General features: G+C 44.6%; 13 protein-coding genes. 3 read left to right on the forward strand and 10 right to left on the reverse strand.

Translation table 11 applies throughout. The features are described from left to right. Positions 1-26: 26 nt before the first annotated feature. The 3 genes from BUB28_RS16890 (at position 27) to BUB28_RS01190 (ending at position 5,118) form a co-directional block, all read left to right on the forward strand. Positions 27-3,326: a leucine-rich repeat protein gene (locus BUB28_RS16890; RefSeq protein ID WP_072947904.1), complete on the forward strand. Its 3,300-nt coding sequence runs from the start codon at positions 27-29 to the stop codon at positions 3,324-3,326. Between the two features lie 361 nt (positions 3,327-3,687). After that, positions 3,688-4,209, forward strand: coding sequence for a hypothetical protein (locus BUB28_RS01185; protein WP_072947905.1), 522 nt, complete (start codon positions 3,688-3,690; stop codon positions 4,207-4,209). Between the two features lie 309 nt (positions 4,210-4,518). Next, the gene (locus tag BUB28_RS01190) at positions 4,519-5,118 is read left to right on the forward strand and encodes a hypothetical protein (RefSeq protein WP_072947907.1); all 600 of its coding nucleotides are present in this window, start codon (positions 4,519-4,521) and stop codon (positions 5,116-5,118) included. Between the two features lie 129 nt (positions 5,119-5,247). On the opposite strand, the gene BUB28_RS01195 is transcribed toward BUB28_RS01190, so the two are convergent. The 10 genes from BUB28_RS01195 to BUB28_RS01240 form a co-directional block, all read right to left on the reverse strand. Next, the gene (locus tag BUB28_RS01195) at positions 5,248-5,868 is read right to left on the reverse strand and encodes a redox-sensing transcriptional repressor Rex (protein ID WP_072947908.1); all 621 of its coding nucleotides are present in this window, start codon (positions 5,866-5,868) and stop codon (positions 5,248-5,250) included. Between the two features lie 21 nt (positions 5,869-5,889). Next, positions 5,890-7,275, reverse strand: a complete 1,386-nt coding sequence (gene gltA, locus BUB28_RS01200) for an NADPH-dependent glutamate synthase (RefSeq protein ID WP_072947910.1) — start codon at positions 7,273-7,275, stop codon at positions 5,890-5,892. 1 nt (position 7,276) lies between these two features. Beyond that, positions 7,277-8,116 (reverse strand): sulfide/dihydroorotate dehydrogenase-like FAD/NAD-binding protein, encoded by an 840-nt coding sequence (locus BUB28_RS01205; protein ID WP_072947912.1) that lies wholly within the window; start codon positions 8,114-8,116, stop codon positions 7,277-7,279. Between the two features lie 329 nt (positions 8,117-8,445). Next, positions 8,446-9,396: a LysR family transcriptional regulator gene (locus tag BUB28_RS01210; protein WP_072947913.1), complete on the reverse strand. Its 951-nt coding sequence runs from the start codon at positions 9,394-9,396 to the stop codon at positions 8,446-8,448. Positions 9,397-9,417: 21 nt separating this feature from the next. Then, a complete protein-coding gene (locus tag BUB28_RS01215; protein WP_072947915.1) occupies positions 9,418-10,101 on the reverse strand; it encodes a sugar O-acetyltransferase in 684 nt (227 codons plus the stop codon). Positions 10,102-10,149: 48 nt separating this feature from the next. Beyond that, a complete protein-coding gene (locus BUB28_RS01220) occupies positions 10,150-10,962 on the reverse strand; it encodes a hypothetical protein (RefSeq protein WP_072947917.1) in 813 nt (270 codons plus the stop codon). 50 nt (positions 10,963-11,012) lie between these two features. Further along, positions 11,013-11,831: a hypothetical protein gene (locus BUB28_RS01225; RefSeq protein ID WP_072947919.1), complete on the reverse strand. Its 819-nt coding sequence runs from the start codon at positions 11,829-11,831 to the stop codon at positions 11,013-11,015. 34 nt (positions 11,832-11,865) lie between these two features. Continuing rightward, complete coding sequence (locus tag BUB28_RS01230) at positions 11,866-12,513, reverse strand: hypothetical protein (RefSeq protein ID WP_072947920.1); 648 nt, start codon at positions 12,511-12,513, stop codon at positions 11,866-11,868. Then, positions 12,513-13,697: a D-alanine--D-alanine ligase family protein gene (locus BUB28_RS01235; protein WP_072947922.1), complete on the reverse strand. Its 1,185-nt coding sequence runs from the start codon at positions 13,695-13,697 to the stop codon at positions 12,513-12,515. The genes BUB28_RS01230 and BUB28_RS01235 overlap by 1 nt, the downstream gene beginning before the upstream one ends. A gap of 272 nt (positions 13,698-13,969) precedes the next feature. After that, on the reverse strand, positions 13,970-15,604 hold the full coding sequence (locus BUB28_RS01240) for a Mur ligase family protein (protein ID WP_072947924.1): 1,635 nt from the start codon (positions 15,602-15,604) through the stop codon (positions 13,970-13,972). Positions 15,605-15,631: the final 27 nt, after the last annotated feature.

Consider the following 15,631-nt stretch of genomic DNA (forward strand, 5'->3'; position numbering starts at 1 on the left):
TATATGTAATAAAGGAGCGATAGATAATGCTTAGAAAAAGTAAAATCACAGCAGCCGCATTAAGTGCAGTTATGTGCCTTACAGCGGTAACGCCATGCAGTGCGGACTGTGCTGACAAAAACACTGCCTCCACATATGCAGGGATAGTATCAATTGCAGCAGGCAGCAAGGTCAGAGCTGATGCAGCCGTTACTTCCACGACAACGGTAAAAGCTTCGTCAGCGACTACTACTACAAAAGCCGGATCATCGACCACAACAACAACTAAAGCGTCAACTACAACCACTTCCAAAACTACAGCAAAGACTTCAACATCAACTACCACCACAACTACAGCACCTAAAACCACCGACATCAAGACAGAGGTGCTGGAGGAGGGCACGCTTGGAGCAGCTATAAGCTATACCCTTTATACCGACGGAAAGCTTGTTATAAGCGGAAGCGGCAATATGAAGGATTTCAGCTCGACTCCATTCAAGAATCCGGAAAAGATAAAGAAGGCTGTAATAAAGAATGAGGGCGAAAAGGGTATAACCTCAATAGGTGAGAATACCTTTACGGACTGTACAGCCATGAAGGAGATAGCTCTTCCCGATACCATAACCACCATAGGCAATTATGCGTTCAATAATTCGGGCATAGAAAGCATAACAGTTCCCGCATCTGTAATAAGTCTGGGTACAAGAGCATTTCAGAACTGCACAGCTCTTACAAAAGCTGTTATCGAGGGAAAGAACACGATTATCGGTGAATACCTGTTCAACAAGTGTATTGCCCTTAAAGACCTTACACTCCCGTTTGCAGGCTACACTCTTGACAGCGTGAACAAGGGCGGCAGTATATGGCTGGGATATCTGTTCTTTGATGAGGTCAAGGATAAGACCTACGATGTCATCGGATTTAACGGAGCTACAAGAAGTATCCCGAAATCCCTTGAAAGCGTCACTATCACAGGCGGCGAACTTATACCTTCATATGCATTTGACGGATTTCGCTCATTGAAGAAGGTATCTCTCCCTGAAAGTATCACAGCTATAGGAAATGCTTCATTCTCTAACTGTGTATTTATGGAAGACTTCAAAATGCCTTCAAAGGTGACTTCTATCGGCGGCTCAGCCTTCAACAACTGCGGAAAGATAGTTGTTGATATCCCCGAGGAAACAACAAGCATCGGAAGCTACACATTTGCAAACTGCGTATCCATAGAGGAGATAAATGTTCCCGAGTGTACAAAGACTATCGGCGAACACGCATTTGACGGCTGTATTTCACTGAAAAAGGCGGTCATCAGCGGCGGCGCTGAAGGAATAGGCTATTATCTGTTCAACAGATGTATCGCTCTTAAAGACCTTACACTTCCATTTGCAGGCTACACTCTTGACAGTGTGAACAAGGGCGGAAATATCTGGCTTGGATATCTTTTCCTTGACTCAGTAGCCGAAGAGGGCGAGTTCGATGACGACTTTGTTCATTCCTATACATATGATGTAGCCGGATTTAACGGAGCGACAAGAAGTATCCCGAAATCCCTTGAAAATATCACTATCACAGGCGGCAGTCTTATACCTTCATATGCATTTGACGGCTTCCGTTCATTGAAGAAGATATCCGTTCCTGATAGTATAGCATCTATCGGCACATCTGCTTTTTCAAACTGTGTTCAGCTGAAGGATTTCAAAATGCCAACTAAGGTGACATCTATTGCAAACTCCGCTTTCAATAACTGCAAGGTGCTGGATACATATATCCCCGAGGGAGTCACAGAGATCGGCGAATATGCGTTTGCAGGCTGTGAGGCTATTACAGAGATAACCGTTCCAAAGTCTGCAAAGAGTCTCGGCACATACGCATTTTCGGACTGTACTTCGCTTAAAAAAGCTGTTATAAACAATTGCAGCGAGGGTATAGGCGAGTATGTATTTAATGAATGTGCGTCCCTTGAAGATATCACCATGCCATATGCAGGCTTCAGCCTTGATGGTGTAAATGAGGGCGGCAATATCTGGCTGGGATATCTGTTCTTAAACGGCGAAAATGATGAGAAATTCTATTCGGCAAACGGCTTTAACGGCGCAGAAAGACGTATCCCTAAAACACTGAAAAGCATAACGGTTACAGGCGGCAAGCGGATACCGTCCCACGCTTTTGAAAATTTCGTGTCACTGGAGACAATATCTGTTCCTGATGATATCACAGCTATCGGAACAGCTTCATTCTCGAACTGCATTTCGCTTTCAGACTTCAAAATGCCTTCAAAGGCTGCAACTATTGATGCTTATGCCTTCAATAACTGCAAAAAGCTTGCAGCCGATATACCTAAGGTGACAACAAACATCGGAGATCATGCATTTGCAGGCTGTGAATCCATTAAAGAGATAAACGTACCTGCCTGCACAGAGACTGTCGGAAACAATGCATTTGACAGCTGTACTGCGCTGAAAAAGGCAGTTATCAACGGCGGCAGCAAAAGTATCGGACTTTACCTGTTCAATAAATGCACCGCTCTTGAGGAGCTTACACTTCCGTATGCAGATTTCAGTGCTGATTCCGAGAACTCCTTGGTATGGCTCGGACATCTGTTTTATGATAATGCAGAGGGAACCTATGCGGCAGCCGGTTATAACGGCGCAGTCCGCTATATCCCCGAGAGCCTTAACAGTATAACGGTATCGGGCGGCAAGAATATTCCCGACAATGCTTTTGATGGTTTTGCAAAGGTGGATAATTTCACACTTCCAAAGACTGCGAAGCAGATAGGACAGAATGCGTTCAAGGACTGCGAGGGCATACTCAACGTATTCTACCCCGATACGGAAAAAGCTTGGGAGTCTGTAACGGTAAACGCAGGCAATGAAAGCATTGACGGCAAGGTAAGATTTCTCAATTCCAAGGGAGAATACGAGAACGTAGTTACCACATCGACTGTATCAACAACAACTACTACTACGACGACTACAACAACTACCACAACATCAAAGACAACAACGACCTCAAAAACAACAACCACTTCAACAAGTACAACAACTGCACCTGTGACAACTACGCCCCCCGAAGAGGACTACCTTCTCGGTGACGTAAATAACAATAAGCACGTAGACGCAGTTGACGCTTCTATCGTACTTGCATATTACGCAAAGGCATCAACAGGCGGCGGAGACTTCACAGACAAGCAGAAAAAGGCAGCAGATGTGAACAAGGACGGACTTGTAGACGCAGTTGACGCATCGAATATCCTCTCATACTATGCGTATGTATCAACATTCCACGGTGAAGGAAAGGTACAGAGCATTTCCGAGTATATAGAGCAGAAAAACAATAAAAAGTAAGCGTAGCAATTGCTGATATAAGAAATGGTTCGGTACTCATATAGAAGTTTTCGGACAACTATGATGAAAGACACATTCAGCGGACTATAATAAAGAAAGACAGATACTTCATAAGAGGTATCTGTCTTTTTATATGCAATTCTATGGCATTGTTATCGCGGCAGTATAAATATCAATTTGTTAGTATTTGCTAACGAAAATGATGTATTTAACGCAGAACAGGCGAAAACGGCGCATGAAAATTTTTTTGGAAAAAACTTGACAAACTGAAAAAAGTGTGATATAATTCATAATGTCGAAAGGTTCAAACGAACTTATCAAGAGTTAGAAAGAACCCAATGTATTTATGGAGGAAATAATTATGACTATGAAAAGAATTTTTTGTTCATCACTCGCTGTAATCTGTGTTGCATCTGCATTTGTAGGATGTGGTGACAAGAAGGAAAAGAAGGACTCTGCTATCGGTAAGTGGGAGTGCGAGAAGCTTATAATGGACGGAGAGGAAATGAAGGATTTCCTCGGAATCGAGCCTTATGCTATGTTCCAGATTGAGCTTAAAGACGGCAACAAGGGTACATTGAATTCACTTCTTGCTACCGAAGACGGAAAGCCTGTTGACATCGAGTGGAAGAAGGCAAAGGATGGAAAGATCCAGCTTATCAACGAAGAGATATTTGATGATGAAGAGGTTTTCCTTATAAAGGAAGGCGAAAAGATGGTCATGGATATGTCTGAGGAGGGCGACGAAAAGGAAAACAAGGCTTATCTCATAAAGGTAGATGAATTCAAGGATATGCCTGAAAATCCATTCAGCAACTTCGGCAGCGATGATGATGACGATGAAGCTGATGTAGAGTTCACTTCTGACGACGAAGAAGAATAATAACAAGAAAACGGCGGTATTCCGCCGTTTTTTGTTTTTGCAGCAATGTTTTTTATCCTTTATGAAATGAATGTCAGAAAATCTCCTCATTGGCGAATATTACCAAGAATAACAAATCAAAATTGTAAGAAATCACCAATAAAACAGCTGAAATCCGTCAAAAATCGTTTGAATTAAGCTGTAAAAACATTTTTTCAAAAGCTTGACAAATTTTAAAAAAATATGATATAATTCACGAAGCCGAAAAAGTCAGACAAAAAAGTGGGATATTAAACTGACCAAGGCATATAATTATGGAGGATAAAAACTATGAAAAAATTTATTTGTTCAACATTAGCACTCGTATTTATCGCAGCATCAATGGTAAGCTGCGGCGACACAAAGGAGAAGGAGTCAGCTTCCGCAGCAAAGGAAGAGAGCACAACTTCTGCTGAAACAACAACAGAGGCAGCCGAGAGCAAGTCTGCTGAGGGCGCTATCGGCAAATGGCAGTGCGAAAAGCTCGTAGTTGACGGCGAGGAAATGGATAATTTCTTTGGCATAGACGCTTATGCACTTTTCCAGATCGAGCTTAAAGACGGCAACAAGGGTACTTTCTATTCAGTACTCTACAGCGAGGACGCAAAGCCTCAGGAAATCGAGTGGGAGAACAAGGGCGACAAGATACAGCTTATCAGCAAGGAAGTTTTCGATGAAGATGAAGTATTCTTTGTAGAAGAAAACGGAAAAATGATACTCAACCTTTCAGATGAGGGCGACGAAGAGGAGAGCTCAGCAGTTCTTGCCAAGGTAGACGAGTTCAAGGAGATCCCTGAGGATATATTTGATGATATCAAGGCTGAGGGCATCGAGACAGAGGAATCAGCAGCAGCCGGCGCAGAGGCTGAAACAACTGAAAACAAGGAATAATACAAAAAGGGACTGCATTAGGCTGCTCCCCTTAACGGAAAAAGCGGGTTACCGTGCCATAAACTTACGGCATATATTTGGTAACCTGCGATTCCGCCAAAGGGGGCTTCCATTAGGCAGTCCCTTTTCTTATCCGCTGCACCTTGCGAGCATAGCAAGAGTGAGGGAAATATTCTCATTATGTACCGCAACGCCTTTTGGAGCGTTAATATGGACAGCAGCGAAGTTAAGGATAAATTTTATCCCAGCCCCTGCCATACGGTCACAGACCTCCTGTGCCGCAGATTCGGGCACGGTTATGATACCTATACGTATATCGTTTTCAAGGCAGAAAGCCTCAAGCTCGTCGATATGGCGGACAGGTTTTCCGCCTATTTTTTTGCCGACGCGCTCTTTATTGCAGTCGAAGCCGCAGATTATATCAAAGCCGTAAGCCTCGAAGCCGTTATATTCCAGCATGGCTCTTCCGAAATTGCCCATACCTGCCACTACCACCTTATCGTGGTTCTCGAAGCCGAGAAATTTGCCGATATCGCCGATGAGCTCGGAGGTCATATATCCCACCTTCGGGCGACCGCCGCTGCTCACGGAGGCAAGGTCTTTTCTTACCTGTACATCGTTTAGTCCGAGAGCCTCTGCGATAGCCGTAGCGGATATATTTCCCTTTTTTCTCTCCTCAGGAAGTGATACAAGGTAATTGAAGTATATCGGGAGCCGTGAAAGCGTCTGTGAGGTAATATTTTTTTCCATGTTATACCTCCGTCAGAGGGCTTATTTGTTCTGCATATATTCGTCCATAGCTGCGGCAGCCTTTTTGCCTGCGCCCATAGCGAGGATAACAGTTGCAGCACCTGTTACAGCGTCGCCGCCTGCGTAAACGCCTTCCTTTGAAGTAAGACCGTTGTCATCAGCGATGATGCCGCCCCATTTCTGAGTATCAAGACCCTCTGTAGTGGACTTGATGAGCGGATTTGGAGAAGTACCGATAGACATGATAACGCAGTCAGCCTCAATGTCGATGAAAGCGCCCTCGATCGGAACAGGCTTAGCTCTGCCCGAAGCATCAGGCTCTGAGAGCTCCATCTGCTGGCAGTGAACGCTCTTTACCCAGCCGTCGTCTGTAGCCTGTATCTCAACAGGATTTGTGAGGAACTTGAATATAATGCCCTCTTCCTTAGCGTGTTCAACTTCTTCAGCTCTTGCAGGGAGTTCAGCCTCTGTACGTCTGTAAACGATGTATACCTCTGCACCCAGTCTCTTAGCGCAGCGAGCAGCGTCCATAGCAACGTTTCCGCCGCCAACGATAACAGCCTTGCTGCCTGCTTTTATAGGAGTAGCACTGCCTTCCTTGTAAGCCTTCATAAGGTTGATACGTGTGAGGAACTCGTTAGCGGAATATACGCCGTTAAGGTTCTCACCTGGGATATTCATAAATCTCGGGAGACCTGCACCTGAGCCGATGAATACGCTCTCGAAGCCTTCCTCCTTCATAAGCTCGTCAACAGAGATAGTCTTGCCGACAACAGTATTTGTCTCTACCTTTACGCCGAGAGCCTTGAGACCGCCTATTTCCTTCTGAACGATAGACTTAGGGAGTCTGAACTCAGGGATACCGTAGGAGAGAACTCCTCCTGCAACGTGGAGAGCCTCAAATATAGTAACGTCATAGCCCTTCTTAGCAAGGTCGCCTGCGCAGGCAAGACCTGAAGGACCCGAACCGATAACAGCAGCCTTGTGACCGTTCTTAGCAGGTATCTCGGGAGCTGTCTCAGGCTGAGCGTTGTGCCAGTCTGCAACGAAACGCTCCAGACGACCGATAGCAACAGGCTCGCCCTTGATGCCTCTTACGCACTTGCTCTCGCACTGTGTCTCCTGAGGACATACTCTGCCGCATACAGCAGGGAGTGAGCTTGACTTTGTGATTATCTTGTAAGCCTCTGCGAAATTACCCTCAGCCACCTGAGCGATAAAAGCAGGGATATCTATCTGTACAGGACATCCTGTAGAACATGGCTTGTTCTTGCAGTTAAGGCATCTTTTAGCCTCGTCGATAGCCTGTTCCTCGGTATAGCCGAGAGCTACCTCGCTGAAATTCTTATTTCTCACATCGGGAGCCTGTACAGGCATCTCGTTTCTTGTAAGTGACATATTAGGCATTTTACTTTACCTCCTTGAACAGATTGCAGGCTTCTTCGTAGGCATGACGCTCGAAAGGCTTGTACATAGCACCTCTTGCCATAGCCTCGTCGAAGTCGATAAGGTGACCGTCGAACTCAGGACCGTCAACGCAGGCAAACTTAGTCTGACCGCCGACAGTAAGACGACAGCCGCCGCACATACCTGTACCGTCAATCATAATAGGGTTCATGGAAGCAACAGTAGGTATCTCATATTCTTTTGTAAGACGACAGACGAACTTCATCATAATGAGAGGACCGATAGTGATGACTCTGTCATACTTCTCGCCGCTTTCGATGAGCTTCTTGAGAGCATCTGTAACGAGACCCTTTTCGCCTGCTGTGCCGTCATCGCTCATAAGCACGAACTTAGAGCTTGAAGCCTTGAATTCATCTTCAAGTATAACAAGGTCTTTGTTTCTGAAGCCGACTATAGAGTGTACCTCAACGCCCAACTCGTGGAGCTTCTTTGCAACAGGGTAAGCGATAGCACAGCCAACGCCGCCGCCGACAACGGCTACTTTTTTTAAGCCCTCTGTCTCTGTAGCTCTGCCGAGAGGACCAACGAAGTCCTGAAGGCAGTCGCCCTCGTTAAGATGATTGAGCTTTTCTGTTGTAGCTCCTACTATCTGGAATATAATAGTAACAGAGCCCTTTTCACGGTCGAAATCCGCAATAGTAAGCGGTATACGCTCTCCGTCAGCATCAGTTCTGAGAATGATGAACTGACCGGGTTCAGCCTTTCTTGCTACCTTGGGAGCGTTGATTCTCATAAGAGTAACGGTGGGATTGAGAGTTCTTTTTTCAAGAATTTCAAACATTAGTCCATACCTTCCTTGCGATAGATTTGCAGTACGGGATCATTTCTGTGATATCCCCATTGATCTCCTCAGATACAGGTACTGCGATATATTCAATATTATATCACAAAAACAAATGTTGCACAAATATAACAGCAGAATATCGGTATTCCGATATCGATATCTTTTTAGCGAAACAAACCTTGACAAATGCTTGACAAAGCCGTGTAAAGGCAAGAAATGTATGGAAAAAAGAGAAAAGGCGGCATAAAGCCGCCCATGTATATTATTATTTATACAGTTGATCTACATTCTTAAAAAGAATAATACCATAGTGAAAAAGATATATCTTACTTGTATTCAGCAAAGGCACTTTCGTTTCTTACCTCATACAGGCGGTTCACCAGCTTCAGCTCGTTGTCTGAGAGCTTATGACCCGAGGTGTATATGAGCATATCCTTGAAGCTGTTGTCGGGGAATGCGCATTTTCTCTGAACGAGACCATATTTGCCGCAGAGACTTGCAGGCATAGGCGAGTCAAGCATAAACGCCTGAGGCACAGTCAGCAGGAAGTCCAGAATACTTCCGCGGTCATACATACATACCTTTCTCACAGGCACGTCAGCAGGACGGTTAGAGGCGTAGAGCTTCTCAACAGCTCCCGAAACATAGGGAACTGCGTCATCGCCCTGTCCAAGCTCTATATAGTTGCAGGACAGGTCTGCGTAAGTTATGCTGTCAGCTCCTGCGGCAGGGTGCTCGGCGGACATTACCGCCAGCATTTCAAACTCCCAGAGGAGCTTGCTGTCCAGATTCTTTTCTGCAAGGAAGTCGGTGAAGTACTTCTCATGAGCGGTATTGAAGCGGATAACGCCGAAATCATAGCCATTTTCACGGACATTCTCGATAGTTCTGAGGGAATTAGTCTCACAGAAGAACAATTCCATATCCTCGGGAGCATTCAGCGAGGCGATATACTCCGAAAAAGCCTTTGAGATGTAGCCCGTTCTCGGCACGGATATGCGCAGACGGCTGTTTTTGGGCTTGTCAGGGGAGTGTATAGCCTCCATATTGTCTATCTGTATAAGTATCTGCTTTGCGTAATCGAGGAATTTCAGTCCCTGATCCGTAGGGATAACGCCCTTTGAGGTACGGCGGAAAATAGTGATACCCAGGGTATTTTCCAGTTCCTTTATAGCTTTGCTCAGATTAGGCTGAGCCATGTAGAGGTTTTCAGCTGCCTGAGTGATAGAGCGGGTTTTCTCAATCTCAACGGCGTATTTGAAGTGCAGGGTGTTCATGGTTCAGTCGTCCTTTCGTTATTATTTGTCGTCAGTACTGTTTATCATTGTAACTTCTATATGTCTGTGTTTTGGAGGTTCGGGCTTTTCGGGAGCTTTCGGAGTACGGAATGAAGCAGTTCCATCGCCCTGAGGCTCTGCTGTGGGTCTTGACTCGATAGGTCTGATAGGCTTGCAGGGATTACCTGCCGCAACGCAGTTTGAAGGGATATCATCTATAACGACGCTGCCTGCGCCGATGACCGTATTATCGCCTATAGTGACTCCGCCGACAACAGTTACACCGCCGCCTATCCAGACATTGCTGCCAACCTTGATAGGCTTTGCGGACTCAAATCCCTGATTTCTCAGGTCAGCGTCAATAGGGTGCTCTGCGGTATAGAAGCCGCAGTTAGGACCTATGAACACATTATCGCCGAAGGTGACCTCTGCACAGTCCAGGATAACGAGGTTGTGGTTTGAGTAGAAATTATCGCCCATGATTATATTATAGCCGTAATCGCAGAAGAAAACGGGCTCTATTACGGTATATTCGCCGTGAAAAGACACAAGTCTGTCAAGAAGGCGAGTTCTCTTCTGATAGTCGTTATACTCGATAGAGTTATACTCATTACAGAGTTTTTTCGCCTTGATACGCTCATCGTGGAGCTCCTTATCGCCTGCGAAGTAAAGCTCTCCTGCCTGCTGTTTTTCTTTTTCGGTCATTTTAAACCCTCCTTGATTTTGATATTTGATGAACTGAAAATAACAGTATCAATTATATAAATGGTCAATATAAACCTTGATAACATATGGTAACCATAAAATTGATGTAAATAACAGTAAAAAGAATATTTTTTTAAAGTAGCTCTTTATCAATTTGTAATTATGTCCGAATATCTGACGTGAGTAATAGGATTCGGGACAATTCGGGTCGACATATACTTGGTCGATAATTAAGCTATATTTTCTCTGACTCGGAGTATAGATTAATGTAACTTGATTATCGTGGTCAATGAAGTGATATGAGTTCCCTTCATAATAGTATCGGAAGACACGGGAACCACTTGGGACAGCGATTTTTTCGTATTCGATGTTTACAGGAACAGTACAGGCTTTTTTTCTGGCTAATATCGCAAAGGCGATCACTATAAGGTAGATGAGCCTGCCGATCATTAAAGCTATTAAAGCCGCTATATAGACCTTTAATATCATCATGCTTGTTTTGGTGGCGGTATACTCTGTACCCGTTTCGGTTTCTGTCTTTTCAGAAAAAAGACAGGAAATGTTAAAAATCAATATTGTCGAACCGAAAATAATGGAAGTTACACGGTTCCACATAGTATTTGCGCCGCTGTGACCGTTAACCTTTAAGGTGGTTTTCACATCGAAGGGCATAATGATAAAGATGCCTCCGAACATACTAAGTCCTGCCATGATGGAGCGTGAATAAGCGAAGAGCATTCCTGCAAAATAAAGAATATATATCCAGAAAGGAAGATCAAGTTTAAACCCTTGTTTCACAACTTTATAATTGCACGCACTGCTCTCAGGTATTTTTTCCGCCAGAGGAAGCATATTTATCATGTTTTTTCATCTCCAAATGCTGCCATTTACAATAGCCTGATGAAAGAAGTTTAAAAGTGACTTGTAAAATTATTAAAAGCGATAATACCAAGTATGATTATCGCAGGTATCAGAATGACCTTTACCAGCAATATGCAGTAATCGCATAATATCTCATAATTATCATGGGACATTTCTTCAATGTAATAAACATCGGGCTTTTCCGAGTCGATCATTATCTCAAAATTGCTTCCTATCTCCGAAAGCATAGGAGAATTTTCAGATACAGCGAAACGATAGTTTACTCCCTCAAAGTAATACTTGTATAAAGGGTCGATACCCGGAGGAGCCTCACGGTTCATGGAGATATCATAGCTGTTTGCAGCATATCCGATAAACTCTGCCATTACGGGAACAGTGCATTTCTTTTTTCTTATCTTTAATGCAACAGTTGCAGCAAGAATGTGGAGAAGTCTTATGATAAAGGCAAGAACTATCAGAGCGAGAAATATTATCGCAGCCATTTTAAACAGCTTTCCTGACAGTTTATCCGAAATACCGATCTCCATTAATAAGCCTATAATGCCAACGAATATCAGCGCAAGACCTGAAAGAAAAAAAGGAAGGGCTGTCCAAAGGTTGTGTTTTATCACCTTGCCGTTATGTTCCAGTTTTCCGTCGCCTTTTTGCATAGATAAAACTATCGCGGATATTCCCATTGCTATAAGGATTGCTGACTGAAGAAAAAGTGCAGTGACTATAGTTATTACAGCAAAAATTTCCCAGCCTGTGACCAATCGGTCTTTTGAAGACTTGGATTTTATTTTATGAGAATACAGTTCAGCTACAGTTATTTTTTCAGCTCTTGGAAGTAAGCTGAATTTTTTCATCTTTTTCACTCCTTATCGAAGAAGAAAGCCTCCTTTACAGGAATAAGTATAATGCAAATATCAGTAAAACAAAGAAATAAAACTTAAACAAAATACTAAGAGTGTCACGACTGTTTTCCTTAGCCCTTTTCAGCTCCATGCTATACCTGTGTTCATCATAAAAGACATCAGGCGAACTTGGGTCGATATACAGAGTACGCATCCCTTCTTTTTCTATGGGGCAAACGGAGTATAGGTGCTCACACAGGTGATATATCTGCCCATCGTATTCAACGGTATATTCGGGATCGTAATAAAGCACATCGTGTTCAGCACTATCGGAAGTACCGTCATCGGGCTTGGAGTAATAAGGCATTAATTTAATATAATCGCTGACCTGATAAGTAGGTCTTTCGTTATTTTGAGTACATCTGCCTATTACCTTTGCGGTGCATCTTTTTTCAAGGTAAGCAATATGCTTTTTGAAGTTGAACAGGGGTATCATATACGCTATAGTACCTGTTATCATAGCACCGATTATGCCGCCCCAGAAAAACTTTGCCGCAAGGAATTTATATCCTATTTTAGCGATTATCATAGCCGCAATAAAACCGCCGATACCTACAAAAAAGGTAATGCCTATCAATGTGCCGTGAAGGGTCCGTCTGTATCTTAACGGGTCTTTAGGATCGTGATCACGCATTATCTTTTGCTGCCCTTAGAGCCGAAGCTTCCACCCATAGAGAGAATATTGGTATCAAAGGTATAGCTTATCTTCTCGCCCTGTCTGTAGCGTTTGAGAGAGAGCTGGATAAGTCTTTCGAGGAGCTCAGGGTACTTAACTCCCTTTGGCTCCCAGAGATAGAAAGCGAGAGAGCCGGGGATAGTATTTATTTCGTTTATGTATATTTTTTCTGTAGCCATATCTATCATAAAGTCGATACGGGTAACGCCGTTGAGACCGAGATAGCGGAAAGCGTCAACAGCAGTCTTTCTGATGAATTCGTCCTGCTCGGCAGTGATATCGGCAGGTATCTTTCTTTTGAGGGTAGCCATACCCTTGCTGCCGCCCTTGCCGCCGCCAACGTACTTCTGGTCGTAGCTGAGTATATCGTCGCCGCTTGCCTGTACAGGCTCTTCACATACGGAAGCCTCTGCGGACTCGCTGTCGCCTGCAACTGCGCAGTTTATCTCCTTGAGCTGAACAACGCATGGTTCGATAAGGATACGGTCAGCGAACTCGAAAGCTTCCTCGATAGACTTGATAAGGCTGTCTCTGTCCTTGCCCTTTGAGATACCAACGCTTGAACCGAGGTTTATGGGCTTTACGATAACAGGGTAGCCGAACTTCTTTTCAACTTCCTCCACCATTCTGTCCATTTCGTTTATCTCGTATGAGGAGAAACGACAGCAGTCAAGTACAGGGAAACCTGCGTCCTTGAGGAGTATCTTCATTACGAACTTATCCATACCGATAGCAGAAGCTAAAACATCACAGCCTACATATGGCAGGTCGAGAGTCTGTAAATAGCCCTGTAATGCGCCGTCCTCAACGTTAGTTCCGTGAACGATAGGGAAAGCAACGTCGATATCGGAAATGACATTAGAGCCGAATTTCTTCATCTTCTGGCGGATAAGCTGTACCTTGCCCTCGCTTCTTACGAAAACGCACTCGGTACACTCCTTTAAAAGTGCGGGGATATCCTTGAAGCTGTTGATATCCATGAGCTTTTCACCTGTCCAGAATTCGCTCTTTTTGGTCATATAAACAGGGATTATGTTGTATTTTTCCTTATTAAGGCTTGCCATAGCCTGAACAGCCGAGATAACCGATACCTCGTGCTCAACGCTTCTTCCGCCGAAAAGAACTGCAAGATTGATCTTCATTGTAATTACTCCTTTATTCGAGCCATTAGCCCTTAGCTTGTAGGGGAGCCCGCCCTCGGGCTCCCGTTGGTTATATAATGTGTTTCGCGGGACGCCGAGGGCGGCGTCCCCTACAGTTTGTCTTTTACAGGTAATTATATTACGGGCTGATGTGGGCATCAGCCTCTACAAAGACAATAATTAATGTGCTGTAAGCGATGTACAATTATCACTTTTAATGAAAGTGAATGAGTTTACGAGTGCCAACGTGGAAGGGTGTAGCGTCACGCTGCTTAATAGTTATCGGGCAGGTCGTTTTCAAGAAGGACTATTTTCTTCTTGTCGGTCTGATATGCTCTTACGTGGTCGAGAGCCTCGTTAAGACCGTCCGCAACGAAAACGTTGTCCATATCGTAGCCTGCGTCCTTGATACCGTTGTATATAGGGACTGTCTGATTTTTGCCAACAAGTACGATATGGTCGCAAGCCTTTGCAGCCTCCTGACCGAACTCGAAGTTGAGCTCCTCCTGCTTTGCACCGAGCTCTACCATACCTGGAGTTACCAGTATACGGCAGGCATCGAAAAGACCGAGGACATTCAGAGCTGCGCGGCAGCCGCTTGGATTTGAGTTGTAAGCGTCGTCGATAAAGGTCATATTTCCACCCTTGTCGAGGAGCTGCAATCTGTGAGGAACTGCGGCAATACGCTTAACGGGGAGAGTAAGCTTTTCAAGGGAAATGCCTGTTCCGTGAGCGTAAGCGATAGCACCGAGAACGTTCTGAACGTTGTGCTCACCGAGAAGCTTCATTGAAAAACGCTGTGTTTCGCCGTTTGGAGCAGTTACCGTGAACTCCGTGCCCCTGTCGGAAACGGATATATCAGTTGCGCGGTAGTGGTTGCCCTCCTGTAAGCCGTAAAGCACCGCATTGGGATACTCTGGAGCCTTTTTGCGGATAAGCTCGTTATCGCTGTTGAGGTATATCTTGCCGCCCTTAGCCTTAACGTGGTCGGCAAGCTCGAACTTTGTATTGAGTACATTGTCGATAGAGCCGAAGGTCTCCAAATGCTGAGGACCAACAGAAGTAATGATACCGTCATGTGGGTCTGCAATGCCACAGAGCTCCTTTATCTCGTGAACTCGTCTTGCGCCCATTTCGCAGATGAAATACTCATGTGTGGGCTTTAAGTCGCGGCGGATAGTTATTGTAACACCCATAGGAGTGTTGAAGCTTTCGGGAGTTTTCAGCGTATTGTATTGAGAATTGAGAAGCTCGTCAAGGTAGAACTTCATGCTTGTTTTGCCGTAGCTTCCCGTGATACCTACCTTATGAAGTGTGGGACACTCGGAGAGTATGCGCTTTGCGTCGTTGATGTACCAGTTCTGGACAGCCTTTTCAACGGGCTTGTTGATAAGGTTGGAAAGGGGAACAAGTATTGGCGTGAGGTACAGAGCAGAGCCGACCATAATATACGGCAGATACCATGCGAACCAGTGTGTTTCGGTGCGGCAGAAATCAATTCCGTCAACAACGGCGTATGTTTTGCCTTTAATGACAGCGATAGCGTAGTATATTGCGACCAGTATGCTGAATGTTATCATCATCCGCTTCATACGTGCCGTGTATACCAGCGGCTTCTTGAACTTCTTGCCGGGTTTGTTGAGAAGTGCTATTATCGCATTGAAGAAGCAAAGCACAATTATAAGAGCTGCTGCGAGTCCTTTTTTATGCTGAAATGGAATGAGAAGGAACTGCGCCACAAACAGCACCGCAGGGAGTATATAGCGCCTTGCGTTCTTTTTCATCCAGCGTGAATGCTCGGGAGTCTTGTAGCCGTTGAGCTGAAGCATATGGAACTCTCTCAGCCCTAAAAACACAGTCGCTCCAAGGGAAATGACTGCATATATTATCCATAAAACCAAATTCATATATATCTCCTTGAATTCGTAATTCGG

The sequence above is a fragment of the Ruminococcus flavefaciens genome, assembly GCF_900143025.1.
Taxonomy (GTDB): domain Bacteria; phylum Bacillota; class Clostridia; order Oscillospirales; family Ruminococcaceae; genus Ruminococcus; species Ruminococcus flavefaciens_I.